Raw genomic sequence first — 23,726 nt, forward strand, 5'->3', positions numbered from 1 at the left:
TCCTTTTTGCTGGGTTGTTGCGGGGTTTCACCGACTACCGTTCGGCCCCCCGGGGCGTCAGGCCGCGCGGGGGGGGTTTTCCGCGGGGGTACCCCCCCCCCCCCAACACTCACGACCGGCGGTGCCGGAACTCAGCCGTTGGCGGCGATGTCGGCCAGGATCGCGGCGATCGACCGGACCGGGACGCCCGTGCCGCCCTTGCCGGTGTAGCCCCACGGGGAACCCGTGTTGAACGACGGGCCCGCGATGTCGATGTGGACCCAGTCGAGGCCGTCGGCGACGAACTCGCGCAGGAAGATGCCGGCCGCGAGCATGCCGCCCCAGCGGTGGCCGGTCACGTTGGCCAGGTCGGCCAGGCGCGAGTCGAGGTCGGCGCGCAGTTCCTCCGGCAGCGGCATGGCCCAGCCGTTTTCGCCGGTGGCCTGCATGATCCCGGCGACGCGGTCGCGGAAGTCCTCCGAACCCATCACGCCGGCGGTTCGGTTGCCGAGCGCGACGACCTGGGCGCCGGTCAGCGTCGAGGTCTCGATCAGGTAGTCCGGGTTCTCCTCGGCCGCGCGGACCATCGCGTCGACCAGGACCAGGCGGCCCTCGGCGTCGGTGTTGAGGACCTCGACGGTCTTGCCGCCGTACATCGTCAGCACGTCGCCCGGGCGGTAGGACGTCCCCGACGGCAGGTTCTCCGCCAGCGGGATGTGGGCGACGACCTCGAGCGGGTACTTCAGCTTCGCGGCCAGCACCACGGCCGCGAGCACGCCGGCGGCGCCGGACATGTCCGAGGTCATGTGGTCCATGTTCGCGGCGGGCTTGAGCGAGATGCCGCCGGAGTCGAACGTGATGCCCTTGCCGACCAGCGCGACCTTCTTGGCGGCTTTGGCCGGCTTGTAGCCGATGCGCACCAGGCGCGGCTGGCGGGACGAGCCGCCGCCGACGCCGAGGATGCCGCCGAAGCCCTTGCGCTTCAGGGCCTTCTCGTCGAGGACCTCGAACTCGAGGCCGTTGTCCTCGGCCAGCTTCTTCGCGCGGTCGGCGAAGGAGGCCGGGTAGAGGTCGTTCGGCGGGGTGTTGATCAGGTCGCGGGCGGTGAGGACGGCCTCGGCGATGGAGGTCGCGGCCTTCAGCGTCGCCTTGTGCTCGCGGGCGGTGCCGTCGGCCGGGCTCGCGAAGTCGACCTTCGCGACCGGCGCGTCACCCTTCTCGCTGCGGTACGCGGTGAAGACGTACGAGCCGAGGATCGTGCCCTCGACGGCGGCCTGCAGGTCGAGCTCGGACAGCGTGACGAGCGCGCGGTCGGTGCCGGCCAGCGCGCGGCCGGCGGCACCCGCGGCGCGGCGGACCTGCTCGGGGGTGACGGCGTCGCCCGGCTTGCCGAGGCCGACGGCGAGCACGACGGCGGCCGGGAGCTTGCCCAGCGTCGGGACCTTGACGACCTCTTCGGCCTTGCCGCTCGCGCCGAGGGTGGCCAGCAGGTCGGCGAGGCGGCCGTCGAAGGCGGCGTCGACGGCGGCGGCACCGGCGGCGAGCACCGGGCCGTCCTCGCCCTGCAGGGTGCCGATGACGACCACGTCGGCGCGCGTCTTGGCCAGTGCCTCCCCGGTGTTGTCGGACAGGGCGAGCTTAGGCACGGTCACTTCTGGCTCCTCGCGCGTTCTCGGTGGTACCGGGCACCGGCCCGGCCGGGATCGTGAGCCATGCTAATGACGACGGAAGCCGGGGTGAACAGAGGGAGAGGGAGGACCGCGTGCGGCTGGGTGGCGGGCTGCTGGTGCTGCTGGCGGCGGGGGCGGCGGGCGCGGGCTGGTGGCTGCTCGCCGGGCTGGTGCTCGCGGCGGTCGCCGCCGGGGTGTCGGCGCGGGTGCCGGAGCCGGGGGATGCCCAGGTCGACCGGGTCGTCGTGGCGGTCGCGAGGCTCGCCGAGGTGACCGTCTACGCGATCGCGTTCGGGGCCTACGTCTTCCCGGCGCACCGCGAACTCGCCGCGGCGGCCTTCGTCGTCGTGGTCGCCGGCGCGGGGTTCGCCGGGCTGAAGGTCCCGACGATCGTCGTACGGATCACCGGCGGGCTGCTGCTCGCCGCGGGACTGGTGCTCCTCGTGGTGTGCGTGGCCGTCACGCCGGTGGGGACGTCCGACGCCCTCCGGCCACCGGACTTCGCGGGTGTCCTCGTCGCCGCCGTGCTCGCACTGCCCTTCCTGCGGCCCGGCGGCCGTGAGCACGCGGGCGTGCGCGTGCTGCTGCTCGGCGGGGTCGCCGTCCTGGCCGCCTTCGCCGCGCTCTACCAGCTCGGCGCCGTCCGGCTCGGGCTGTCGCTCACCTCGCTGCGCGACCTGCTCTCGGCCGCCGACGCGGACGCGCTGCAGCCGTTGCTCACCGCCTTCGCCGTGGTCGCCACGGTCGTGCCGGCCTTGGCCGCGGGGACCGTGGTCCGGACGCGGGCGGGGCTGCCCGGGCTGGCCGGCCTGGCCGTCGCCGCGGCGGCCGCGTACTTCCTGCCGGTGCTGCCGGTGCTCGTCGCCGCGGGACTGGTGACCGTGATCGAGCTGCTACTGGGCGTGCGCGCGCGCCGGTACAGTGGAGCGCGTGACTGATCGACGCTGGCGGCCGGGGCAGACGGTGGTCGAACGGTTCCACCGCCCGGACGGCTCGATCGGCCAGGTCCACCCGCTGCGCGTGCTGGAAGACGACGGCCGCGTGCTGCGTGGCTGGATCCCGGCGGGCACCTCGATCGTGGGCAGCAGGCTCGCCGACGGCCGGCTGATGCGGGACGCCCCGCTGGACCAGCGGTTCCGCGTCCCGCGGGTGCCGGTCGCCGACTTCTGGCACGGCGCGTCGACGCTGCGCCGGATCCCCGAGGACGAGTGGTCGTCGGTCTGGTGGTTCTTCGACCTCGAAGGCCGGTTCAAGAACTGGTACGTCAACCTGGAGATCCCGCTGGGCCGCACGGCGGGCGCGGTCGACCGGATCGACGGCGTGCTCGACGTCGTCGTCGAGCGCGACGGCAGCTGGCGCTGGGACGACGAAGACGAGGCCGAGGCCGCGCTCGAGGTCGGCCGCCTGACGCTCGAGCAGTTCGACCGGCTGCGCGCCGAGGGCGAGCGGATCGGCGCGCTGGCCGAACGCGGCGCCTACCCGTTCGACGGGACCGACACCGATTTCCGCCCGGAAGACGGCTGGCCGGCGCCGGAGCTGCCGGCGGAACTCAGCCCGCGGTCAGGAGAAGGATCAGCGCCAGCACGGCGTTGATGACGGCGAGGATGACCACCGACTTCGTCGGGACCACCTTCGGGAACACGGTCTTGCCGTGGATGCTCCGCCACCAGACGATGCCGAAGACGCCCGCGACGAGACCGAGGAACCCGCCGAAGCCGCTGCTGAGCACCGCCCAGCCGACCATGCCGAGCAGGCCGACGCCGAACGTCAGCAGCACCGCGGTGACGAACGTCTTGACGTCGGCCCCGCCGGTCTTGGGCCGGGGCACCGGCTGCGTGGAGTGGTAGGTCACAACGCCATACTAGAGCGAGCCCGCGGAGCGCGCGGGGGACCCGGAACACATGGACATCCGACTAACGTGCGTCCGACCAAAGGGTATCGTCTAGCCATGACGACCACGACGCAGTTCGCCCACGTCCCGCACCCGAGTCCTGCGAGCGCGGACCGTGTCGCGGAGGTACTCGGCGCTCCTGGTTTCGGTACCTATTTCACCGACCACATGGTCACCGTGAAGTGGTCGAAGGCCGAGGGCTGGCACGACGCCCAGGTCGGCCCGTACGCCCCCTTCACGCTCGACCCGGCGACGTCGGTGCTGCACTACGGCCAGGCGATCTTCGAAGGTCTCAAGGCCTACCGCCAGCCGGACGGCTCGATCTCCTCGTTCCGCCCGGACGCCAACGCCGCGCGGTTCCGGCAGTCGGCCGAGCGGCTCGCGATGCCGCAGCTGCCCGAAGACCTCTTCGTCGACTCGCTGCGCGAGCTCATCGCCGTCGACAGCCGGTGGGTGCCCACCCGCCAGGGCGACTCGCTGTACCTGCGGCCGTTCATGATCTCGACGTCGACCGGCCTGGGCGTCAACAGCCCGGCCGCCGACTACGTGTACACGGTCATCGCGTCCCCGGCCGGGTCGTACTTCTCCGGCGGCGTGAAGCCGGTGAGCGTCTGGCTGTCGACGGAGTACGTGCGCGCGGCCCCCGGCGGCACCGGCGCGGCGAAGTGCGCGGGCAACTACGCGGCTTCGTTCGTCGCGCAGGCCCAGGCCGTGGAGAAGGGCTGCGACCAGGTGGTCTGGCTCGACGCGGTCGAGCGGCGCTGGGTCGAGGAGATGGGCGGGATGAACCTGTTCTTCGTCTTCGGTTCCGGTGAGAACGCCCGGCTGGTCACGCCGGAGCTGACCGGCTCGCTGCTGCCGGGCGTCACGCGGAAGTCGTTGCTGCAGCTGGCTTCGCGGCTCGGCTACAAGATCGAAGAGCGCCGCATCTCCACCGAAGAGTGGGAGAAGGCGGCGGCCTCGGGCGAGCTGACCGAGACGTTCGCCTGCGGCACGGCGGCGGTGATCACCCCGGTCGGCCACGTGAAGCACGCCAACGGCGAGTTCACCATCGCGGACGGGCAGCCCGGCACCCTCACCATGAAGCTGCGCGAGGAGCTGACCGGCATCCAGGAGGGCACCCGCCCCGACACCGACGACTGGATGGTCCAGCTCGGCTGAGCCGCTGTGCCATGAGGGGCACCTTCACGGACTGAAGGTGCCCCTCATGGCGTTTCAGGTCGCGGTGGCGGGGATGACCGGGCCGGAGACGCCGGCCTGCTCGTGCGTCGCGGTTTCGGCGAGGACGCGGGCGGCCATCATCAGCAGCGGCAACGCCGTCACCGCGCCGGTGCCTTCGCCGAGGCGGACGTCCAGTTCCAGCAGCGGGCCCAGGTCCAGGTGCTCCAGGGCCAGCGAGTGGGCGGGTTCGGCGGTCCGCTGCCCGGCCACCCACCAGCGGCGCGCGCCGGGCGCGAGGTCTTCGGCGACGAGGGCCGCGGCGCACGCGACGAGCCCGTCGAGGACCACCGGCGTCCGGCGGACCGCGGCCTGGGCCAGGAAGCCCGCCATGGCGGCGATGTCCGCACCCGCCGTCGTGCGCAGCAGGTCGATCGGGTTGGCGAGGACCACGCGGGCGCGGCGCAGGGCGTCGCGGACCGCGGTCGCCTTGCGCATCCAGGCGTCGTCGTCGATGCCGGAGCCGCGCCCGACCACCGCGACCGGCTCGGTGCCGGTCAGGGCCGCGACGAGCACCGACGCCGGCGTGCTGTTGCCGATCCCGAGGTCGCCCGGGATGAGCAGGTCCGCGCCGCCGTCGACCTCGGCGTCGGCGATCGCGATCCCGGCGCGGACGGCGGCCTCGACCTCGTCGGCGGTCAGGGCGTCCTCGACGTCGATGGAGCCCGAACCGCGGCGGACCTTGAACTCGCCGATCGACCGGGTCGCCGGCGCTTCGGTGTCCACCGCCAGGTCGACCACGCGGACGCTCGCGCCCGCGGCGGCGGCCAGCACGTTGATCGCGGCGCCGCCGGTCAGCATCGTGCCGAGCAGCTGCGCGGTGACCTCGGCGGGGTAGGCCGAGACGCCCCTCGCGGCGATGCCGTGGTCACCGGCGAACACGACGACGCGGGGCCGGGTGAACGGCCGCGGCGGCGACTGCCCCTGGCACGCGGCGATCCACACGCCCAGCTCTTCGAGCCTGCCCAGCGAACCGGCCGGCTTGACCAGCCGGTCGTGCAGGGCGATCGCGTCCGAACGGGCGTGGTCGTCGGGCGGGGTGATCTCGGGGAACTCGATGTTTTCCGGCTCCACACCAGGCCCTTTCTCATCCACGGCAGCGCTCGTGACAACGCTGTGGCCAACCTACCGGTGCACCGGCACCGGTAGTCTCGCGGCTCGTGGAGACGACGGCGGCCGCGGTGGTGCTGGCCAGCGGCGCGGGCACCCGCGTCGGCGCGAAGCTGAACAAGGTCTACCTGCCGCTGGCCGGGCGCCGGGTGGTGGCCTGGTCGCTGGACGCGTTCGCGCGCGTGCCGGTCATCGGCGTGCTGGTGCTGGTCATCCGGCCGCAGGACCGGGAACTCGCGGACGAGGTCCTCGCGGAGTTCGCCGGCGAAGTAGAGGTCGTGCACGGCGGGGACACGCGCCAGGCGTCGGAACTCAACGCGCTGCGCCACCTCGCCCCGCGGATAGCAGGCGGCCGGGTCGACGCCGTGCTGCTGCACGACGCGGCCCGGCCGCTGGTCCACCCAGACTTGGTCGATGCGGTGCTGGCCCGGACACGCGAGGACGGGGGGGCTGTGCCGGGCCTGGCCGCGGACGACGTCGTCGGGGTGGATGCCGGGCACCTGGTCGCCCAGGTGCCCGGCGCGATCCGCGTCCAGACGCCTCAAGGCTTCCGGGCCGGACCGCTGCTCGAGGCCTACGAACAGGCCGCGCGCGAAGGCTTCGTGGGTACGGACACTTCCTCGTGCATGGAGCGGTTCTCCTCCCTGCCGATCCGGTGGGTCCCGGGTGCGCCCGAGAACCTCAAGATCACGTACCCCCACGACCTGGTGGTCGCGGAGCGGCTGCTCGCCCGCTAAGCGCAGGCGGGCGGCCCGCCGTCTTCCCCTTCCGTGGTGCTCGTGGGCCGGATGGTGACGTCCTGCCGCAGGTCCGGCGGGACCCCGCAGTCGGGCTGCGGGCGCAGTGCCTGCAGCGGCGCGCCCGGGGTGCCGGGCTCCGCCAGGGTGAGCACCGCGCGCAGCGTCCACACCGGGGTGGCGTGGTACTGCCAGGTGACGACCCGCGGGCTGAACACGTCCGTGCCCGGGAAGGTCGGCACCCGGTAGGCGCTGGCCCGGTGTTCGTCGCGGAGGATGATGACGTCCGCGCAGGTCGGCCAGCGGTGCACGGCCGCGTAGACCTCCGGCGCCTCTCGGCCGCCGAACAGGTGCAGCACCCATTTGCGGCGCCGGAGCTCCTCGAGGAGTTCCTCGAGGCCCTGGCCGCTGGATCCGGTGTGAGGTGTGGGCGGGGACACACTTTCGAGGGTAACTTGCGTACTAGAGCGCAGTCCAGCGCGTGTACTAGTACACCTGGGTGGTTCTGATCAGGGCTTTGTCTCCGACACCCTGGCGTGCTAGAACACTTGTGCGTTAGTCCCCGTGAGGAGCTGCCGTGCCCACCCTCGACCGTCCAGAGCCGCCGTACCTGCAGATCGCGGGCCGGATCCGTGACGACATCCTGTCCGGCCGGCTGCAGGAGGGCGACGCCGTGCCGTCCGCCCGCGAAATCGCGCGCACGTGGGCCGTCGCCATGGCGACGGCCACCAAGGTGCTCGCCACCCTGCGTTCGCAGGGCCTGGTGCGGCCCGTGCGCGGTGTCGGCACGGTCGTCGACCGCGGCGGCCTGCACCGCACGGCCCGCGACCGCTCGGCCGCCGCCGGGCGCACCGGGCGGATCTACCCGCCCGGTCACTACGCGGTGATCCGCGCGGCCGGGCTCGAGCCCGCGTCCGAGCGCGCCGCGGCCGCGCTGGGCCTGGAAGAGGGCGCCCCGGCGGTCCGGCGGCAGCGCACCACGTACGGGCCGGATTCGCGGCCGCTGTCGACGTCGACGTCGTGGTTCGACGGCACGCTGTCGGCCAAGGCGCCGGCGCTGCTGGTCGCCGAGCGGATCGTCGAGGGCACCTCCGCCTACGCGGCCGCGCGGCTGGGCACCAGGATCGTGACGACGCAGGAACGGCACGCGGCGGGCCAGGCGAGCGGCGAGGAAGCGCGCGAGCTGGGGCTGCCCGAAGGGGCGGCGGTGCTGCTCGGCCGGAGCACCTTCCTGGCGGCCGACGGGACGGTCGTCGAGTACGGTGAGTCCGCCGCCTTGCCCGACCACTGGGTTTTCTACGAGTACACGACTGAGGACGGCGAATGAAGAAGATCCACGCGGGCAAGGTCCGCGACCTGTACGAGCTCGACGGCGGGGACATCCTGCTGGTCGCGTCCGACCGGGTCTCGGTCTACGACGTGGCGCTGCCGACGCTGATCCCGGACAAGGGCAAGCTGCTCAACCAGCTCTCCGCGTGGTGGTTCGACAAGATGGCCGCGGTCGTGCCGAACCATGTCGTGTCCACCACCGACGTGCCGGCGGAGTTCGCCGGGCGCGCGATGCGCTGCAAGCCGCTGAAGATGGTCAAGGTCGAGTGCATCGCCCGCGGTTACCTCGCGGGCCTGGGCCTGCGGGAATACCGGCGCGACGGCAAGATTTCGGGCGTCGGGCTGCCGCCGGGCCTGGTCGAGGGCGACAAGCTGCCGGAGCCGATCTTCACGCCGACGACCAAGGAGTCCGACACCGGGCACGACGAATTCATGACCTTCGACGAAGTTTTGAACGACATCGGCGAGGACACCGCGAAGCGGCTTCGCGAGCTGACGCTGGAGATCTACACGAAGGGCGCGGAGCACGCCGCCGCCCACGGCGTCATCATCGCCGACACGAAGCTGGAGTTCGGCTTCGACGCCGACGGCACGCTGACCCTCGGCGACGAGGTCCTGACGTCGGACTCCTCGCGGTTCTGGCCCGCCGACGAGTGGGAGCCGGGCCGCCCGCAGCACGCCTTCGACAAGCAGTTCGTGCGCGACTGGTCGATGACGACGGGCTGGGACCAGACCGACCCCGGGCCGGAGATCCCGGCGGAGATCGTCGAGCAGACGCGGCAGCGCTACACCGAGGTCTACGAGCGGATCACCGGGAAGACCTGGGCTCGTGGGTGAGTTCGACCCGTACCGGCTGATCGACGAGGTCGAGACGCTGCTGGTCTCGCACGGCGTCGCGCCGTCGCGGGTGCCCGGGCGAGGCGGCGACCGGCTGGCGGGCGCCAGCCGCCTCCTGCGCGGGTTCGGCCTGGAGCCCCGGATGGCCCCCGAGGACGCGTTCGACCTCGGGGTGCCGATCCAGGGCCGGATCAACCAGGACTAGGGGCTCTTCGTCAGGCTCGCGTCGCGCTCGACGACGTCGCCGAGGACGTCGTCGATGGCGCTCAGCAGGTCGGCGTCGAGCTTCTTGCCGGCGGCCTTGACGTTCTCGTGCACCTGCTCCGGCCGCGAAGCCCCGATGATCGCCGAGGCGACGTTCGGGTTCTGCAGCACCCACGCGACGGCGAGCTGCGCGAGGGACAGGTCGGCCTGCTTCGCGAGCGGCTCGAGCTCGGCCACGCGCTTGAGGACGTTCTTGTCGAGGAAGCGGGCGACCATGTTGGCGCCGCCCTTCTCGTCGGTGGCCCGCGAGCCGGCGGGGTAGTCGGCGCCGGGCTTGTACTTGCCGGTCAGGACGCCCTGCGCGATCGGCGACCAGACGATCTGGCTGAGGCCTTCGCGCTCGGAGGCGGGGATGACCTGGTCCTCGATGACGCGCCAGAGCATGTTGTACTGCGGCTGGTTGGAGACGAAGGGGATCTTCAGCTCGCGCGCGAGGGCGGCACCGCGGCTGATCTGCTCGGCGGTCCACTCGGAGACGCCGACGTAGAGCACCTTGCCCTGGCGGACGAGGTCGGCGAAGGCGAGCATGGTCTCTTCGAGCGGGACGGTCCGGTCGAAGCGGTGCGCCTGGTAGAGGTCGACGTAGTCGGTGCCCAGCCGCTGCAGGGACGCGTTCGCCGACTCCATGATGTGCTTGCGGGACAGGCCCTTGTCGTTGGGGCCCTTGGGACCGGTGGGCCAGAAGACCTTGGTGAAGATCTCCAGGCTTTCCCGCCGCTGCCCCTTGAGACCGCGGCCGAGCACCGATTCGGCGGCGGTGTTGGCGTAGACGTCGGCGGTGTCGAAGGTGGTGATGCCGGCGTCGAGCGCGGCCTTGATGCAGGCGTGGGCCTGGTCTTCCTCGACCTGGGAACCGTGGGTGAGCCAGTTCCCGTACGAGATCTCACTGACGTTGAGGCCGCTGCGGCCGAGACGACGAAACTCCATGGTGCCGAGCTTAGGCGGTAATCGTTTGCTTTGCTAACGACCCTGGAGTGACTCCGGCCTCGCCCGCTCCCTGGCGACTACGTGCGGGCTGGGTCGTGGACGTCGTGAACGAGTCGTTCATGACGCCTGGCGAGGTGAACAGGTCGTTCATGGCCTTTGCGGAGGCGCTGTGGTCCGGGGCGGGGGCTGGTTCGGCCGCGCCGGGGTGCGCGAAGGGACCTTCAGCGCTGCGAGACCCCGACGCCCGGTGCCGGCGAGGTGAACAGGTCGTTCATGGCCTTCGTGGCAGCGGATCCGTCGGTTCCCGCGAGCCTCGGACCGGTCGTGGACAGCAAGAAGCCGGGTCGCGCACCGCTCGACCCGGCTTCTCGGAACCAGCTCAGTTCGGGATCGCGTCCCCCGGCTTCAGCCGCGGCTTGGGCACCCGCAGGCGCCGGATCTGGGAAGCCCGGACGAACGCGTACCAGCCGATCGAACGGCCGTTGACCGTCTCCTTCGGGAACTTCTCCCGCACCAGCTTCGCGATCTTGCGGCCGTTGACGAAGCCCTCGATCGCCATCACCAGCAGCATCGCCGTGCACAGCAGCGTGATGTACGACTGGACCTGGGGCAGCGGCACCAGCAGGGCCAGGAACACCACGATCGCCAGCGGCATGAACAGGCCCAGCAGGTTGCGCCGGGTGTCGACCAGGTCGCGGACGTACGCCTTGACCGGCCCGCGGTCGCGCGGGAGCAGGTACTTGTCGTCACCCGCCATCATGCGGTCGCGGCGGAGCTTGGCGGCCGCGCGGCGGTCGTCCTTCGTCTGCGGGTTCGACTTGCGCAGTTCCTTGTTGCGCTTCATCGCCTCACGCATGGTGGTCGGCGGTGGCGCCACCGGGCCGCGCTTTTTCGCCTCCGCGTCTCGACGCTTGGGCGTGGCCTTGCCCTTACCGGGCGTGAACGACTTGCCCGCGACGTCGACGGCGTCCGCCGACTCCGGCTCGTCGGCGGCGGTGTCTGTGGTGCTTCGGCGCAGGAACCTCACCTCACCAGGGTATTGCAGGCGTCACGCCGCCGTTCACCAGGTCGATCGATGTGCGACCATGGTGGGGGAACAGATCGGACGCTCCGGGTGTTGAAGACGTCAGCACGAGGAGTATCCGCAGTGAGTTCGAACTTAGAGGGAGTGCCATGACGACCGCTGAGCACGCCGGCGCGACGCAGGCCGAGACCGCCGAAGAGACCCACGGCGTCACGCTGACCGACGCCGCGGCTTCCAAGGCGAGGGCCCTGCTCGAGCAGGAGGGCCGCGACGACATGCACCTGCGCATCGCCGTCCAGCCCGGTGGCTGCGCGGGCCTGCGCTACCAGCTGTTCTTCGACGAGCGCAAGCTCGACGGCGACCTGTTCCGCGACTTCGACGGCCTCCAGGTCGCCGTGGACCGGATGAGCGCCCCGTACGTGTCGGAAGCCGTCATCGACTTCGTGGACACGATCGAGAAGCAGGGCTTCACGATCGACAACCCGAACGCGACCGGTTCCTGCGCTTGTGGCGACTCGTTCCACTGAGCGAAGCGTGAGAAAGGCCCCGTCCTCCGCAAGGAGGGCGGGGCCTTCTTCGTTCCTGCGGGCTTACACGTACGCGTCGAGCTCGGCCACCTGGGCGTGGCACGCCTCGTCGACCCGCCACGGCTTGGCCGTGACGCGGGGCCGCGGCAGGCTCTCGGCCTGCAGCGTCTCGGGGATGAGGGCGCAGTCGGCGATCAGCTCGGACAGGGTCTCGGGTTCGGTGGCGACGTTCACGATTCTTCACGGTATTGATCGCGATCCGACTGGAGAAGGAGTACCAGCCGGTAGTGTCGGGTGGGCGCGCGCGAACTACCCGGATGGGTCATGACCCGGGGGTAACTTCGCGCCTTTTGCCGTGAGGTCGAACACAAAGGAGCAGCCGGTGGCAGACAGGGCCAGGATCGCGGTGTCCGGCAGTATCGCGACCGACCACCTCATGCACTTCCCGGGCAGGTTCGCGGAGCAGCTGGTCGCGGAGCAGCTGCACCGGGTTTCCCTGAGCTTCCTCGCCGACGACCTCGTGGTCCGGCGCGGCGGTATCGGCGCCAACATCGCTTTCGGGCTCGGGGTGCTCGGCGTGCAGCCGGTCCTCGTGGGTGCCGTCGGCGCCGACTTCGCCGACTACCGCTCCTGGCTGGAGCGCCACGGTGTCGACACCTCCGGCGTGCACGTCTCGGAGGTCGCGCACACCGCGCGGTTCGTCTGCACCACCGACGAGGACCTCTGCCAGATCGCGACGTTCTACGCGGGTGCGATGGCCGAGTCCCGCAACATCGAGCTGCAGCCGATCGCCGAGCGCGCCGGGGAGCTCAGCCTGGTGCTGATCAGCCCGGACGACCCGGAGGGCATGGTCCGCCACGCGGAGGAGTGCCGCCAGCGCGGGTACGCCTTCGCCGTCGACCCGTCGCAGCAGCTGGCCCGCATGAGCGGCGAGCAGGCCCGAGACTTCGTCGCCGGCGCGAAGTACCTGTTCAGCAACGACTACGAGTGGGAGCTGCTGCTCCAGAAGACCGGCTGGACCGAGGCCGACGTCCTCGCGCAGGTCGGCATGCGGATCACGACGCTGGGCGAGAAGGGCGTCGAGATCGTCGGCAAGGACGGCACCGCCCTGCAGATCGGCGCGGTCCCGGAGCGCGCGAAGGCCGACCCGACGGGCGTCGGCGACGGCTTCCGCGCGGGCTTCCTGGCCGGCCTCGACGGCGGGTTGAACGTCGAGCGCGCGGCCCAGCTCGGCTCGCTGATCGCGGTCCTGGTCCTGGAGACGATCGGCACCCAGGAGTGGACGTTCGACCGCGCGGACGCCCTGGCCCGCATCGGCGAGGCCTTCGGCCCGGACGCGGCCGACGAGATCTCCGCGGTCCTGCCCGCGGCCTGAGCCCGGAACGGAGAAGGCCCCGCACCGATCCGGTGCGGGGCCTTCTCCGTCGGAAAACTCAGAGCTTGACCGGGTAGACCGGCTCCGGGACCTCGGGCTTGATGCGGTGCTCGACGAAGATGCCGTGCCACAGCATGAACACGATCAGCGCCCACAGCTGGCGGCTGCGGTCGAGCTGGCCCGCCTTGTGCTCCTCCAGCAGCGCCAGGATCGCCTTCTTGTCCAGCAGCTCCTCGGTCCGGGAATCGTTGATGATCCCGCGAGCCCAGTCGTACATCTCGTTGCGCAGCCACAGCCGGATCGGGACCGGGAAGCCGAGCTTGCGGCGGTTCAGCACGTGGGCCGGGATGATCTTGGCCAGTGCCTGGCGCAGCGCGTACTTCGTGGTGCCGTGGGCCAGCTTCTGGTCCAGCGGGATGGACGCCGCGACCTTGAACACCTCGGCGTCGAGGAACGGCACCCGCAGCTCCAGCGAGTTCGCCATCGTCACCTTGTCGGCCTTGACCAGGATGTCGCCGCGCAGCCACGTGTAGAGGTCGACGTGCTGCATGCGGGCCACCGGGTCCCAGCCGCGCGAGACGTCGTACCAGGGCGCCGTGACGTCCTTGAAGCCCACGCCTTCCTGGTACGTGCGAAGGACGTTGCGCAACTGGTCGTCGCGGAAGTTGCGGGCGTTGCCGTAGTAGCGGTCCTCCAGCGGCAGCGCGCCGCGGCGGAGCAGGTCCTTGCCGCGGGTCCCTTCCGGGATCTTCGTCGACACCTTGCCGATGAGCTTGCGCATGCCGCCCGGGATCTTCTCGAACGGCGCCAGCGAGATCGGCTCGTTGTAGATCGTGTAGCCGCCGAACAGCTCGTCCGCGCCCTCGCCCGAGAGCACCGCCTTGACGTGCTTGCGGGCTTCGCGGGCGATGAACCACAGCGGGACCAGCGCGGGGTCGGCCACCGGGTCGTCGAGGTACCAGACGATGAGCGGCAGCACCTCCATCATCTCGTCCGCCGTGACCGTCCGGACCACGTGCTTCACGCCGATCGCGGCGGCGGACTCGGCGGCGACGTCGACCTCGGAATAGCCCTCGCGCTCGAACCCGGTGGTGAACGCGATCAGGTTCGGGTTGTGCTCCTTGGCCAGCGTGGCGGTGGCCGTGGAGTCGATGCCGCCGGAGAGGAACGCGCCGACGGTGACGTCGGGGTCCGAAATCATGTGCTTGCCGACCGAGTCGCGCATCACATCGGCGATGCGCTGGTGCAGCTCCTCGGCCTCGGCCTGCGTGTTCACCGGCTTCGCGCTGAACTGCGGGTGGAAGTAGCGGGTGAACTTCACCTCACCGCCGGGGGCCACCTCGAACGACGTGCCGGACTCGACGCGGCGGATCGCGGTGTGCAGCGACTCGGGCTCGGGCACGTACTGCAGGACCAGGTAGTGCTGCAGGGCCTTCCGGTCCAGCTCCTGGGCCACGCCGAGGACGTCCGACAGCTCCAGCAGGCTCTTCTTCTCGCTGGAGAACGCCACCCCGCCGGGGCCGGCCGAGTAGAACAGCGGCTTGATGCCGAACGGGTCGCGGGCGCCGAAGACGCGCTTCTCCTGCGAGTCCCAGATCATGAAGGCGAACATGCCGCGCAGGCGCTTGACCCAGTCGGCGCCGAGGTAGTGGAAGCCGGCGACGATGGCCTCGCCGTCGCCTTCGGTCTCGAACTTCGCGCCGTGCTGCGCGGCGAGCTCTTCGCGCAGCTCACGGTAGTTGTAGATCTCGCCGTTGAAGTTCATCGTGTACCGGCCGGGCGCCTCCGGCGGCCCCCAGACCAGCGGCTGGTGCGCGTGCTCGACGTCGATGAACGCGAGCCGGTTGAAGCCGTAGACGACCTCCGCGTCGGCCCACGTGTCCTGCTCGTCGGGGCCGCGGTGGCGCTGGCAGCGCATGGCCGCTCCGACGGCGTCACGCGCGTTGGCCGCGCCGGTCTCGGTCGCGCAGATCAGTCCAAGCAGGCCGCACACGGGTACTCACACACCTTCGGAGTTCTTCACCGGGCTGGGGAAGAGCCCAGTATGCCGGGCAGGCCGTGGCGAGTAACACGGGCGTCGACGGTTACCCCTTGGTCAGCGGAGTCGGTCAACTCGGCTAGGCTCCGCCTGTCACGAAGATCTGTCGTAGGAGGCTCTGGGTGAAAGGGCGAGGCGCAGTGGGACAACCCGAGCGCACCCTGGGGAAGCGGACCGTGCGCGTCGCCGCGCTGGCCGTGCTGGTCGCGCTGACCGCGACGGGCTGCTCCGGCGACGAGATCCTGCGGTTCGGCTGGCCGGTCGGTGTCACCGAGCAGGCGAACCAGATGCGGAACCTCTGGACCTGGACCGTGGTCGCGGCGCTGGTCGTCGGTGTCATCGTGTGGGCCCTGATCTTCTGGACCGCGACGTTCCACCGCAAGAAGAAGACGGTCGACGGCGAGCCGGAGGAGCTGCCCCGGCAGTTCCAGTACAACATCCCGCTCGAGCTGTTCACGGTCGTCGTGCCGACGATCATGGTCTGCGTCCTGTTCTTCTTCACCGCGACGACGGAGTCGAAGGTCCTGGACAAGATCCCGAACCCGGACGTCAAGGTCCAGGTCGTGGCGTTCCAGTGGAACTGGGAGTTCAAGTACGAGGACGAGTCCGCGAAGCGGGCGGACGGCCAGCAGGTGAGCACCGTCGGTTCGTCCGGCGAGATCCCGCTCCTGGTGCTGCCGGTCGGCAAGACCATCCAGTACGACCTGGTCTCCACCGACGTCATCCACTCCTTCTGGGTCCCGGAGTTCAACTTCAAGCGGGACGTCATGCCGAACCCGGAGAAGAACAACCAGGACAGCTCCTTCCAGAACAAGATCGACCGCGAGGGCTCCTTCGTCGGCCGGTGCGCGGAGCTGTGCGGCACCTACCACTCGGTGATGAACTTCGAGGTCCGCGCGCTGTCGGCGGACAAGTACGACCAGTACATCGGGCTGCGCAAGCAGACGAACCCGGCGACCGGTCAGTCGTTCACCGCGGCCGAGGCGCTGGCGAAGATGAACTGCGGCGAGCTGTGCACCCCGCACGCGGTCACGACCCAGCCGTTCAACACCGACCGCACGGCCCGCACCGCGTCCAACTGACGCCCGGCGACAACAGGAGTAGGGAAGACCCATGAAGGCCGAAGCCCGCATCTTCTTCATCGTGGCGACCTTCGCCGTGTTCATGGCGGCGGTGTACTGGGTGTGGACCGCGGCGGCCGCGACCCACGGCCCGGAGCCGGTGGGCATCGTCTCGCTGTTCCTGACCGGCGGCCTGGCGTTCCTCGCGGGCAGCTACATGCAGTTCGTCGCCCGCCGCATCGAGCCGCGGCCGGAAGACCGCGAAGACGCCGAGATCAGCGACGGTGCCGGCGAGCTGGGCTTCTTCAGCCCGGGCAGCTACTGGCCGGTCGCGATGGCGGCCACGGCGGCCCTCGCGGCGCTGGCGCTGGCGTTCTTCCACATCTGGCTGCTGGTGATCGCGCTCGTCGCGCTGCTCATCACCATCGGCGGGCTGGTGTTCGAGTACCACACGGGTCCTTCGCACGACTGAGCTCTTCCCGGAACCGGCCGTCACGCACTCGCGTGGCGGCCGGTTTCGTTTTCAGCCCCGGAACGCCGTCCGGTACGACGACGGGCTCGTGCCGCGCAGCCGCGTGAACTGGTGCCGCAACGCGGCCGCCGACGCGTAGCCGCAGGCCGTCGCGATGTCCTCCACCGACAGCCCGCCCTCCTCCAGCAGGGCCTGGGCGCGGTCCAGGCGCCGTTCCGTCAGCCACCGGTGCGGTGTCGTGCCCGTGGCGGCCGAGAAGCGGCGCAGGAACGTCCGTTCTCCGAGCCCGCTGCGGCGGGCCAGCTCCGCCACCGTGAACGGCTGGTCCAGCCGCCGCTCGACCCATTCCAGGGCCTCCGCGACCACGGCGTCGCCGGCCGCCGCCGATGCCGGGACCGGGGCCTGGACGAACTGGGCCTGCCCGCCCGCGCGGTGCGGGGCCGCGACCATCCGGCGCGCCAGCGTCGTGGCCGCCGCGACCCCGCGCAGCCGGCGGACCAGGTGCAGGCACAGGTCGACCGCCGCGACCGTGCCCGCGCTGGTCAGGACGCCACCGTCGTCGGCGTACAGCGCCTGCGGGTCGACGTCGGCCGCCGGGAAGCGCGCGCGGAACTCCGTCTCGTACACCCAGTGGACCGTGCAGCGGCGCCCGTCCAGCAGGCCCGCGTAGCCCAGCGTGAAGACGCCCGCGCAGAACCCGGCGACCCACGCCCCGCGCCCGGCGGCGTCCCGCAGGACGTCCAGGACCGGTTCCGGCGGCGGCGCCGTCCGGGGCGCGCAGGTCGGGACGATGAGCAGGTCCGCCGCCGCTGCGTAATCAAGGTCACGGAGGCCGGAGAGGCCGAACCCGGACCAGCTGGCGACCGCGTCCCCGCCCGGCGAGCAGACGCCGAAGTCCCAGCCCTCGATGCCGTCGGCGCTGCGGTCGGTGCCGAAGACCTCGCACGCGACGCCCAGCTCGAACGGCGAAACGCGGTCGGCGAGCACCACCGCGACCCGGTTGACGTCCATGCCGCCCAGTCTGTCACAAGGTTTGCGGTCGTTGTCATCTCTGACACTGGTCGGCGGCTGCCGGCAGGACGAACCTGATCGGTATGACGAATTCGGAAACCCGCCCGCTCCTCCAGTGGTCGGCGGCGATGGCGATGTCCGGCACGATCGGCGCGGTCGTCCTCGAAAGCGGCGCGGCCGCCCCCGCCGTGGCGTTCGCCCGCTGCTTCGTGGGCGGTGCGCTGCTGGTGCTGTGGTGCCTCTCCCGCGGCTGGCTGCAGTCGTGGCGGCCGTCCCGCCGCGACCTCGGCCTGGCCGTGCTGGGCGGGCTCTTCCTGGTCGGCAACTGGGTGCTGCTGTTCGCCTCGTACGCGCTGTCGTCGATCTCGGTCAGCACGGTCGTCTACCACACGCAGCCGCTGATCCTGGTCGGCCTGGCGGCCGCGTTCCTCGGCGAGAAGGTCGCGAAGAGCCACCTGGCCCGGGCCGCCGTCGCGTTCGGCGGGGTGGCGGTGATCTCTCTTTCCGCCCACGGCGAGGACGGGAAACCCGTGCAGCTGGCGGGAATCGGCCTCGCACTCGGCGCGGCGGTGCTCTACGCCGGAGCGTCCTTTGTGGCGAAGCAGCTGAAGCACATCCGCCCGCACCTGCTGGCCGCGGTGCAGACGACGGTGGGCGCGCTGGTGCTGGCGCCCCTGCTGCTGATCACGCCGCTGCCGACGACGACTTCGGGGCTGCTGTGGCTGGTCCTGCTCGGGACCGTCCACACGGCACTGATGTACGTGCTGATGTACGCGAGCATCGGCAAGCTCCCGACCACGACGGTGGCGCTGCTGTCCTACCTGTACCCGGTGGTGGCGGTCCTGGTGGACATCGCGTTCTACGGCCACCGCCCGAGCTGGCCGGAGGCGGTGGGCATGCTGGCGGTCCTGGCGGCGGCACTGGCACCGCAACGGGGCCGGCGGTCTGCCGCTGCTGCTGCCGCCGCCGCTGCTGCGGAGGAGGAGGGGCGGGAGCGGGCGGTGCCCGAGCCCACCGCTCGCGGGTGAGCGGGCGCCGGGAGGCGGTGCGGGCGGGTGGTGCCGGACGCGCCGCCCGCTCAGCGGCCACCGGCGGCTTCGCCCATCCCGGCAGGCGGCGGAGCTCCGGCTCGGCGGTCTCCCGGTGCCGGCACCGGGGTCTACGGCCGCCGCGAGGGGGCGTTGAGGCGGCCCGGCGGCGCATCTGCGATCCGATTCGTGGGAGCGCGGCACCTCAGCCCGTTCGAGCCGGCCGGGTGCGGTGGGCGTGCCGGCACCCCAACGTGGCGGTCTGCCGCTGCGGAGGGGCGGGAGCGGGCGGTGCCCGAGCCCACCGCTCGCGGGCGCCGGGAGGCGGTGCGGGCGGGTGGTGCCGGACGCGCCGCCCGCTCAGCGGCCACCGGCGGCTTCGCCCATCCCGGCAGGCGGCGGAGCTCCGGCTCGGCGGTCTCCCGGTGCCGGCACCCCGGCCACCGCTCGCCGGCCAGCAGGCGGTGGGGTCAGCTGAACGCGATCCAGCGGTCCAGCATCGTCGCCGCGGCGCCCGAATCGATCGCCTCCGCGGCCCGCACCAGACCGGCCCGCAGATCGTCCTCCAAGGACTCCGAGAAGCCCGTGAACGCCGCCAGTGCGGCGGCCGCGTTGATCAGGACCGCGTCGCGGACCGGGCCCGGCTTGCCGCCCACCAGCTCGCGGACCACCTCCGCGTTCGCCGCCGCGTCGCCGCCGCGCAGGTCGTCCGCCGTCGCTCGGGGGATGCCCAGGTCGGCCGGGTCCAGGGAGCGCTCGGTCACCGTGCCGCCCGTCACCACCCAGACCGTCGACGTCGTCGTCGTGGTGATCTCGTCTAGGCCGTCGTCGCCGCGGACGACCAGGGCCGTTGTGCCCCGGCGGGCGAACGTCTCGGCCAGCACTCGCGTCTTGTCCTGGTACGCGCAGCCGATCACCGCGGCGCCCGGCTGGGCCGGGTTGGTCAGGGGGCCCAGGAGGTTGAACGTCGTCGGGATGCCGAGCTCGCTGCGGACCGGGCCGGCGTGGCGCAGGGCCGGGTGGAACGCCGATGCCAGGAAGAACCCGATGCCGACCTCGGTGAGGCTCCGCCGCACGTCCTCCGGCGGCAGGCTGATCCGCACGCCGAGCGCCTCGAGGACGTCGGCCGCACCGGACTTCGACGACGCGCTGCGGTTGCCGTGCTTGGCCACCGGTGCGCCGGCGGCCGCCGTGACGATCGTCGCCATCGTCGAGATGTTCACCGAGTTCGAGCCGTCGCCGCCGGTGCCGACGATGTCGACCGCCGGGCGGTCCAGCTCGACCCGCCGGGCGTGCGCCAGCATCGCGGCCGCCATGCCGGCGATCTCCTCGGGCGTCTCGCCCTTGGCGCGCAGCGCCACCGCGAACCCGGCGATCCGGGCCGGGCTCGCGGCCCCGCTCATGATCTGGTCCATCGCCCACGCCGTGTCTTCGGCGGAGAGGTCGATGCCCGCGACGAGCTGCTTGAGCAGGGGTGGCCAGGTGCGGGGGACCGGGGTGCTCACCGGGCTCAGCCGTTCACGACGGGGACCCGTCGCAGCACGTCGGCGACGGTCTCCGCGGCGGTCAGCGGGTCCAGCGGGTGCACCAGCACGGCGTCCGCCTGCGACCAGGTCGCCAGCCACCGGTCGTCCTTGCGCCGCACCGAGACCACGATCGGCGGGCAGTCGGTGATCTCGGCCTTGAGCTGGCGGCAGAGGCCGATGCCTCCGGTCGGCTGCGCCTCGCCGTCGAGGATGGCCAGGTCGACGTGGCCCGCGTCCACCTCGGACAGCACGTCGGCGATGCCGGCCGCTTCGACGTAGTCCACGCGCGCCAGGTCCGCCGCCGGACGGCGCCCGACCGCGTTCACGATCGCCTCGCGCACCTCCGCCTTGTGGCTGAACACCAGGACCCGCATCGACTCGCCCATTGCGCACGCCTCCGTCTCGTCAAAGCCTTCCCGGCGATCGTATCGGCCGAGACCGACATCACGCGGTCGGCTCCGGCTGGAGCGCGTCCCAGCCCAGCGCGTCGCCGTCCAGACGTTGTGCGAGACCCGCCATCCGGGACCGTTCCTGGGCGCAGTGGAGCGCGTCGAGCACCTGGACGCGCACCGCGTGGACCCGCACCAGCTCGCCCGCCGGAGCCTGTTCCCGCAGGTCGTAGCCGTCCTGGGCGAGGATCGACGCCGCTTCGGCGACCCGGTCCGGCGGGAGCAGCAGGTGGTGCCGCAGGACGGCCGGTGCGGTGCTGACCCAACCGGGTGAACCCGCGAGCACGGCGGAGTCCGCGACGACCGGGTCGAAGGCCTCCGCGACGATCTCCAGGCCGGGGTCGTCGGGCCCGAGAACAGGCGTTTCGCGCCTCTTGACCAGGTTGAGCAGGCGGTTCACCAAACCCAAGAGTAGCTCTCACCTTCCCGGGCATCCCGTGTGATCGGTAACGCAGACGGCTCGCCGTGGACCCACCCGGCGGAGCGGTGGTGCGAGAGGACATAATGCGACGCGTGACAACGGCAGCTCCCACCATCAGTCAGCGGGTCCACTCGCTGAACCGGCCGAACATGGTCAGTGTCGGCACCATCGTGTGGCTGTCCAGCGAGCTGATGTTCTTCGCCGGACTGTTCGCGATGTTCTTCACCGTCAAGGCGCAGAACCCGGTCGGGGAGACCTGGCCGCCGCGCCTGCACGGCGAGGAGTTCCACCTCAACGTGGCGTACGCGATCCCGTTCACGGTGATCCTCGTGCTGTCCTCGCTGACCTGCCAGTTCGGGGTGTTCGCCGCCGAGCGCGGCGACGTCTACGGGCTGCGCCGCTGGTACATCATCACGTTGATCATGGGCGCGATCTTCGTCGGCGGCCAGGCCAACGAGTACCACAACCTGGTCGAAGAGGGGATGACGATCCCGTCCGGCCCGTTCGGCACGGTCTTCTACCTCGCCACCGGGTTCCACGGCCTGCACGTCATCGGCGGGCTCATCGCCTTCGTGTACCTGCTCATCCGCACGAAACTGAGCAAGTTCACGCCCGCCCAGGCCACGTCGGCGATCGTCGTGTCCTACTACTGGCACTTCGTCGACATCGTGTGGGTCGGCCTGTTCGGTGTGATCTACCTCCTTCCGTAGGTCCGCCCAGCCGCCACCACCTTCACCATCGGCCTGAACTGACAGCAAGGGTTGCCGCAAGATGACCACCAGCACCAAATCGTCGGAGCGCCGCTACCGCGCGCGGTCGAAGCTGCGGAGGCGGTTCGCCGGCCTGCTCGCGCTCGGTATCGCGCTGGTGGGCGCCGGCGCCCTGTACGCCGTGTTCGCCCCGGAGCCGCAGACCGCGCAGGCACAGGGCACGCCGGCGCAGCTGCGCCTCGGCGAGCAGGTCTACAACAACACCTGCATCGCGTGCCACGGCGCGAACCTCGAGGGCGTGCAGGACCGCGGGCCGAGCCTGATCGGCATCGGCGACGCCGCGGTGTACTTCCAGACTTCTTCGGGCCGCATGCCCGCCGCGCGCCAGGAGGCGCAGGTCGAGCGGAAGCCGCCGAAGCTGACCGAGGCCGAGATCGACGCGGTCGGCGCCTACATCCAGGCGCACGGCGGCGGCGTCCAGCGCCCGGCCGAGAAGGGCGAGGCCCTGCGCGGCTCCGACCCGGCCCGCGGTGGCGAGCTGTTCCGCCTCAACTGCGCTTCGTGCCACAACTTCACCGGCCGCGGCGGCGCGCTGTCGGCGGGCAAGTACGCGCCGAACCTGGACCCGGCCAGCGAAGAGCAGATCTACACGGCCATGCTCACCGGCCCCCAGAACATGCCGAAGTTCTCCGACCGGCAGCTGTCGCCGGAGGAGAAGAAGGACATCGTCGCCTACGTGAAGTCGGTGTCCGACGGCAACAATGACCCGGGTGGTAACGGCCTCGGCGGGGTCGGCCCCGCTTCCGAGGGCGTCATCGCCTTCATCGTCGGGATCGCCGCGCTGATCGGCGTGACGTTGTGGATTGGATCGAAGGCATGAGTGCCGAGGGGCCTAAGCCGCCGACGGAGGCGGAGCTGGCTGAGATGGACCGGGACCAGCTGGTCAAGCTGGGCGGGGCGCTCGACGGCGTCGAAATCGTCGAATACCCGACCCCGTGGCCCGTGGAGGGCACCCGCGCGGAGAAGCGCGCCGAGCGCCTGGTGGCGTTCTGGTTCGCCCTGTCCGCGCTGGCCGGGCTGGGGTTCGTCGTCTCGCTGATCTGGTGGCCGTGGAAGTACGAGTCGCCGGACAACGAGAGCGGCCACTTCTGGTACAGCCTGTACACGCCGATGCTCGGCATCACGCTCGGCCTGGCCATCCTCGGCCTCGGCATCGGCGTGATCCTGTACACGAAGAAGTTCGTGCCCGCCGAGGTCGCGGTGCAGCAGCGCGGTGACGGCGAGGGCAAGGGGTCGGCCGAGGTCGACCGCCAGACGTTCCTCGCGCACCTGGCCGACGCCGGGAACCGCAGCACCATCGCCCGCCGGTCGCTGATCAAGCGCTCGGCGATCGCCGGGGCCGGCACGCTGGGCCTCGCGGCCGCGGCGCTGCCGCTGGCGTCCTTCATCAAGAACCCGTGGAAGGACAGCGAGACCCGCGAGTCGCTGTGGCACACCGGCTGGCAGCCGAACTTCCCCGGCGAGAAGGTCTACCTGCGCCGCAACACCGGCAAGCCGCTGGAAGAGGGCGAAGAGGCCAGCCTGGTCAAGGCCGAGGACCTCGACGCCGGCGCGATGGAGACGGTCTTCCCGTACCGCGAGTCCGAGAAGGGCAAGCCGGAGCTGCTGGCCGCGGCGCTGACCCGCGTCGACAACCCGGTCATGCTCATCCGCCTGCGCCCGACCGACGCCGCCAAGGTCGTCAAGCGCGCCGGCCAGGAGGACTTCAACTTCGGCGACCTGTACGCGTACACGAAGATCTGCAGCCACGTCGGCTGCCCGACCTCCCTGTACGAGCAGCGCACCAACCGCATCCTGTGCCCCTGCCACCAGTCGCAGTTCGACGCGCTGCACTACGCCAAGCCGATTTTCGGCCCGGCGACGCGTCCGCTGGCCCAGCTACCGATCACGGTGGACGAAGAGGGATACTTGATCGCGCGAGGCGACTTCATCGAGGCCATCGGTCCGGCCTTTTGGGAGCGTAAGTCATGAGTTCACTCACCACGCCGACCAAGGGGTCGAGCCCGGTCGAGAAGGCGCTGGGCGACGCCGCGAACAACGCCGACCAGCGGTACCACGCGGC

At 71.3% G+C, this 23,726-nt stretch carries 27 protein-coding genes; 15 read left to right on the forward strand and 12 right to left on the reverse strand.

Annotated features, from left to right (window positions below):
- Positions 1-131 precede the first annotated feature (131 nt).
- On the reverse strand, positions 132-1,631 hold the full coding sequence (locus AB0B33_RS46050) for a leucyl aminopeptidase (protein ID WP_247012598.1): 1,500 nt from the start codon (positions 1,629-1,631) through the stop codon (positions 132-134).
- Positions 1,632-1,741: 110 nt separating this feature from the next.
- On the opposite strand from AB0B33_RS46050, the gene AB0B33_RS46055 reads away from it, so the two are divergent.
- Both AB0B33_RS46055 and AB0B33_RS46060 read left to right on the forward strand, forming a co-directional pair.
- Positions 1,742-2,587: a hypothetical protein gene (locus AB0B33_RS46055; protein WP_360784362.1), complete on the forward strand. Its 846-nt coding sequence runs from the start codon at positions 1,742-1,744 to the stop codon at positions 2,585-2,587.
- On the forward strand, positions 2,580-3,242 hold the full coding sequence (locus tag AB0B33_RS46060; RefSeq protein ID WP_360784365.1) for a DUF402 domain-containing protein: 663 nt from the start codon (positions 2,580-2,582) through the stop codon (positions 3,240-3,242). The genes AB0B33_RS46055 and AB0B33_RS46060 overlap by 8 nt, the downstream gene beginning before the upstream one ends.
- Here the strand turns inward: AB0B33_RS46060 and AB0B33_RS46065 are convergent.
- Positions 3,199-3,501 (reverse strand): hypothetical protein, encoded by a 303-nt coding sequence (locus AB0B33_RS46065; protein ID WP_247012592.1) that lies wholly within the window; start codon positions 3,499-3,501, stop codon positions 3,199-3,201. The genes AB0B33_RS46060 and AB0B33_RS46065 overlap by 44 nt on opposite strands.
- A gap of 96 nt (positions 3,502-3,597) precedes the next feature.
- Here AB0B33_RS46065 and AB0B33_RS46070 point away from each other — a divergent pair, with 96 nt between their 5' ends.
- Positions 3,598-4,701: a branched-chain amino acid aminotransferase gene (locus AB0B33_RS46070; protein ID WP_247012590.1), complete on the forward strand. Its 1,104-nt coding sequence runs from the start codon at positions 3,598-3,600 to the stop codon at positions 4,699-4,701.
- Positions 4,702-4,755: 54 nt separating this feature from the next.
- On the opposite strand, the gene cobT is transcribed toward AB0B33_RS46070, so the two are convergent.
- Positions 4,756-5,832 carry a nicotinate-nucleotide--dimethylbenzimidazole phosphoribosyltransferase gene (gene cobT, locus AB0B33_RS46075; protein WP_360784412.1) on the reverse strand — a complete coding sequence of 359 codons (1,077 nt, stop codon included), beginning with the start codon at positions 5,830-5,832 and terminating at the stop codon, positions 4,756-4,758.
- Between the two features lie 86 nt (positions 5,833-5,918).
- Between cobT and AB0B33_RS46080 the strand changes: the two genes are divergently transcribed.
- Positions 5,919-6,605, forward strand: coding sequence for an IspD/TarI family cytidylyltransferase (locus AB0B33_RS46080; RefSeq protein ID WP_360784369.1), 687 nt, complete (start codon positions 5,919-5,921; stop codon positions 6,603-6,605).
- Here the strand turns inward: AB0B33_RS46080 and AB0B33_RS46085 are convergent.
- Positions 6,602-7,045 (reverse strand): hypothetical protein, encoded by a 444-nt coding sequence (locus AB0B33_RS46085; protein WP_247012586.1) that lies wholly within the window; start codon positions 7,043-7,045, stop codon positions 6,602-6,604. The genes AB0B33_RS46080 and AB0B33_RS46085 overlap by 4 nt on opposite strands.
- A gap of 137 nt (positions 7,046-7,182) precedes the next feature.
- Here AB0B33_RS46085 and AB0B33_RS46090 point away from each other — a divergent pair, with 137 nt between their 5' ends.
- From AB0B33_RS46090 to AB0B33_RS46100, 3 genes are read left to right on the forward strand one after another with little or no spacing between them, the layout of a single operon-like run.
- A complete protein-coding gene (locus AB0B33_RS46090) occupies positions 7,183-7,932 on the forward strand; it encodes a GntR family transcriptional regulator (protein WP_247012584.1) in 750 nt (249 codons plus the stop codon).
- On the forward strand, positions 7,929-8,771 hold the full coding sequence (locus tag AB0B33_RS46095; protein WP_360784373.1) for a phosphoribosylaminoimidazolesuccinocarboxamide synthase: 843 nt from the start codon (positions 7,929-7,931) through the stop codon (positions 8,769-8,771). Before AB0B33_RS46090 ends, AB0B33_RS46095 begins: the two co-directional genes overlap by 4 nt.
- Positions 8,764-8,976, forward strand: a complete 213-nt coding sequence (locus AB0B33_RS46100; RefSeq protein ID WP_247012580.1) for a hypothetical protein — start codon at positions 8,764-8,766, stop codon at positions 8,974-8,976. Before AB0B33_RS46095 ends, AB0B33_RS46100 begins: the two co-directional genes overlap by 8 nt.
- Here the strand turns inward: AB0B33_RS46100 and AB0B33_RS46105 are convergent.
- Both AB0B33_RS46105 and AB0B33_RS46110 read right to left on the reverse strand, forming a co-directional pair.
- A complete protein-coding gene (locus AB0B33_RS46105) occupies positions 8,973-9,962 on the reverse strand; it encodes an aldo/keto reductase family protein (RefSeq protein WP_360784376.1) in 990 nt (329 codons plus the stop codon). The two genes, AB0B33_RS46100 and AB0B33_RS46105, sit on opposite strands and share 4 nt — an antisense overlap.
- Positions 9,963-10,341: 379 nt before the next feature.
- Positions 10,342-10,989, reverse strand: coding sequence for a DUF3043 domain-containing protein (locus tag AB0B33_RS46110; RefSeq protein WP_247012576.1), 648 nt, complete (start codon positions 10,987-10,989; stop codon positions 10,342-10,344).
- Between the two features lie 146 nt (positions 10,990-11,135).
- Between AB0B33_RS46110 and AB0B33_RS46115 the strand changes: the two genes are divergently transcribed.
- Entirely contained in the window at positions 11,136-11,513 is a 378-nt protein-coding gene (locus tag AB0B33_RS46115) for an iron-sulfur cluster assembly accessory protein (protein ID WP_360784380.1), read from the forward strand.
- A gap of 63 nt (positions 11,514-11,576) precedes the next feature.
- On the opposite strand, the gene AB0B33_RS46120 is transcribed toward AB0B33_RS46115, so the two are convergent.
- Complete coding sequence (locus tag AB0B33_RS46120; protein WP_360784383.1) at positions 11,577-11,747, reverse strand: hypothetical protein; 171 nt, start codon at positions 11,745-11,747, stop codon at positions 11,577-11,579.
- A gap of 148 nt (positions 11,748-11,895) precedes the next feature.
- Between AB0B33_RS46120 and AB0B33_RS46125 the strand changes: the two genes are divergently transcribed.
- Positions 11,896-12,888: a carbohydrate kinase family protein gene (locus AB0B33_RS46125; RefSeq protein WP_360784386.1), complete on the forward strand. Its 993-nt coding sequence runs from the start codon at positions 11,896-11,898 to the stop codon at positions 12,886-12,888.
- 58 nt (positions 12,889-12,946) lie between these two features.
- Here the strand turns inward: AB0B33_RS46125 and asnB are convergent, their stop codons facing one another.
- Positions 12,947-14,881, reverse strand: a complete 1,935-nt coding sequence (asnB, locus tag AB0B33_RS46130; RefSeq protein WP_360784389.1) for an asparagine synthase (glutamine-hydrolyzing) — start codon at positions 14,879-14,881, stop codon at positions 12,947-12,949.
- A 185-nt stretch (positions 14,882-15,066) separates the two neighbouring features.
- On the opposite strand from asnB, the gene coxB reads away from it, so the two are divergent.
- Together coxB and AB0B33_RS46140 are read left to right on the forward strand one after the other, a co-directional pair.
- A complete protein-coding gene (coxB, locus tag AB0B33_RS46135; RefSeq protein ID WP_360784392.1) occupies positions 15,067-16,008 on the forward strand; it encodes a cytochrome c oxidase subunit II in 942 nt (313 codons plus the stop codon).
- Positions 16,009-16,039: 31 nt separating this feature from the next.
- Positions 16,040-16,459: a cytochrome c oxidase subunit 4 gene (locus AB0B33_RS46140; RefSeq protein ID WP_247012564.1), complete on the forward strand. Its 420-nt coding sequence runs from the start codon at positions 16,040-16,042 to the stop codon at positions 16,457-16,459.
- Positions 16,460-16,510: 51 nt separating this feature from the next.
- Here AB0B33_RS46140 and AB0B33_RS46145 read toward each other — a convergent pair whose 3' ends face one another.
- Complete coding sequence (locus AB0B33_RS46145; protein WP_360784395.1) at positions 16,511-17,470, reverse strand: helix-turn-helix domain-containing protein; 960 nt, start codon at positions 17,468-17,470, stop codon at positions 16,511-16,513.
- Positions 17,471-17,553: 83 nt separating this feature from the next.
- Here AB0B33_RS46145 and AB0B33_RS46150 point away from each other — a divergent pair, with 83 nt between their 5' ends.
- Positions 17,554-18,498 carry a DMT family transporter gene (locus tag AB0B33_RS46150; RefSeq protein WP_360784398.1) on the forward strand — a complete coding sequence of 315 codons (945 nt, stop codon included), beginning with the start codon at positions 17,554-17,556 and terminating at the stop codon, positions 18,496-18,498.
- Positions 18,499-18,968: 470 nt separating this feature from the next.
- Here AB0B33_RS46150 and trpD read toward each other — a convergent pair whose 3' ends face one another.
- The 3 genes from trpD to AB0B33_RS46165 are packed head-to-tail and all read right to left on the reverse strand — an operon-like array spanning position 18,969 to position 20,882.
- The gene (gene trpD, locus AB0B33_RS46155) at positions 18,969-20,003 is read right to left on the reverse strand and encodes an anthranilate phosphoribosyltransferase (RefSeq protein WP_360784401.1); all 1,035 of its coding nucleotides are present in this window, start codon (positions 20,001-20,003) and stop codon (positions 18,969-18,971) included.
- Positions 20,004-20,008: 5 nt separating this feature from the next.
- Positions 20,009-20,410, reverse strand: coding sequence for a hypothetical protein (locus tag AB0B33_RS46160; protein WP_360784404.1), 402 nt, complete (start codon positions 20,408-20,410; stop codon positions 20,009-20,011).
- Between the two features lie 58 nt (positions 20,411-20,468).
- Positions 20,469-20,882: a hypothetical protein gene (locus tag AB0B33_RS46165; protein WP_360784407.1), complete on the reverse strand. Its 414-nt coding sequence runs from the start codon at positions 20,880-20,882 to the stop codon at positions 20,469-20,471.
- Between the two features lie 95 nt (positions 20,883-20,977).
- Here AB0B33_RS46165 and AB0B33_RS46170 point away from each other — a divergent pair, with 95 nt between their 5' ends.
- From AB0B33_RS46170 to AB0B33_RS46180, 3 genes are all read left to right on the forward strand, one after another.
- Positions 20,978-21,604, forward strand: a complete 627-nt coding sequence (locus AB0B33_RS46170; RefSeq protein ID WP_247025237.1) for a heme-copper oxidase subunit III — start codon at positions 20,978-20,980, stop codon at positions 21,602-21,604.
- Between the two features lie 61 nt (positions 21,605-21,665).
- On the forward strand, positions 21,666-22,484 hold the full coding sequence (locus AB0B33_RS46175) for a c-type cytochrome (protein ID WP_125306905.1): 819 nt from the start codon (positions 21,666-21,668) through the stop codon (positions 22,482-22,484).
- A complete protein-coding gene (locus tag AB0B33_RS46180; RefSeq protein WP_247012554.1) occupies positions 22,481-23,635 on the forward strand; it encodes a ubiquinol-cytochrome c reductase iron-sulfur subunit in 1,155 nt (384 codons plus the stop codon). Before AB0B33_RS46175 ends, AB0B33_RS46180 begins: the two co-directional genes overlap by 4 nt.
- The last annotated feature ends 91 nt before the right edge of the window (positions 23,636-23,726 follow it).

It is taken from the genome of Amycolatopsis sp. NPDC049159, assembly GCF_040648295.1.
GTDB classification, from domain to species: Bacteria; Actinomycetota; Actinomycetes; order Mycobacteriales; family Pseudonocardiaceae; genus Amycolatopsis; species Amycolatopsis pretoriensis_A.

Bases quoted from the DNA above. Each gene is read 5' to 3' on its own strand.
- AB0B33_RS46070 (WP_247012590.1), top strand. From the start codon at position 3,598: ATGACGACCACGACGCAGTTCGCCCACGTCCCGCACCCGAGTCCTGCG.
- AB0B33_RS46095 (WP_360784373.1), top strand. From the start codon at position 7,929: ATGAAGAAGATCCACGCGGGCAAGGTCCGCGACCTGTACGAGCTCGAC.
- AB0B33_RS46105 (WP_360784376.1), bottom strand. From the start codon at position 9,962: ATGGAGTTTCGTCGTCTCGGCCGCAGCGGCCTCAACGTCAGTGAGATC.
- AB0B33_RS46115 (WP_360784380.1), top strand. From the start codon at position 11,136: ATGACGACCGCTGAGCACGCCGGCGCGACGCAGGCCGAGACCGCCGAA.
- AB0B33_RS46140 (WP_247012564.1), top strand. From the start codon at position 16,040: ATGAAGGCCGAAGCCCGCATCTTCTTCATCGTGGCGACCTTCGCCGTG.
- AB0B33_RS46145 (WP_360784395.1), bottom strand. From the start codon at position 17,470: ATGGACGTCAACCGGGTCGCGGTGGTGCTCGCCGACCGCGTTTCGCCG.
- AB0B33_RS46150 (WP_360784398.1), top strand. From the start codon at position 17,554: ATGACGAATTCGGAAACCCGCCCGCTCCTCCAGTGGTCGGCGGCGATG.
- AB0B33_RS46160 (WP_360784404.1), bottom strand. From the start codon at position 20,410: ATGGGCGAGTCGATGCGGGTCCTGGTGTTCAGCCACAAGGCGGAGGTG.
- AB0B33_RS46170 (WP_247025237.1), top strand. From the start codon at position 20,978: ATGCGACGCGTGACAACGGCAGCTCCCACCATCAGTCAGCGGGTCCAC.
- AB0B33_RS46175 (WP_125306905.1), top strand. From the start codon at position 21,666: ATGACCACCAGCACCAAATCGTCGGAGCGCCGCTACCGCGCGCGGTCG.
- AB0B33_RS46180 (WP_247012554.1), top strand. From the start codon at position 22,481: ATGAGTGCCGAGGGGCCTAAGCCGCCGACGGAGGCGGAGCTGGCTGAG.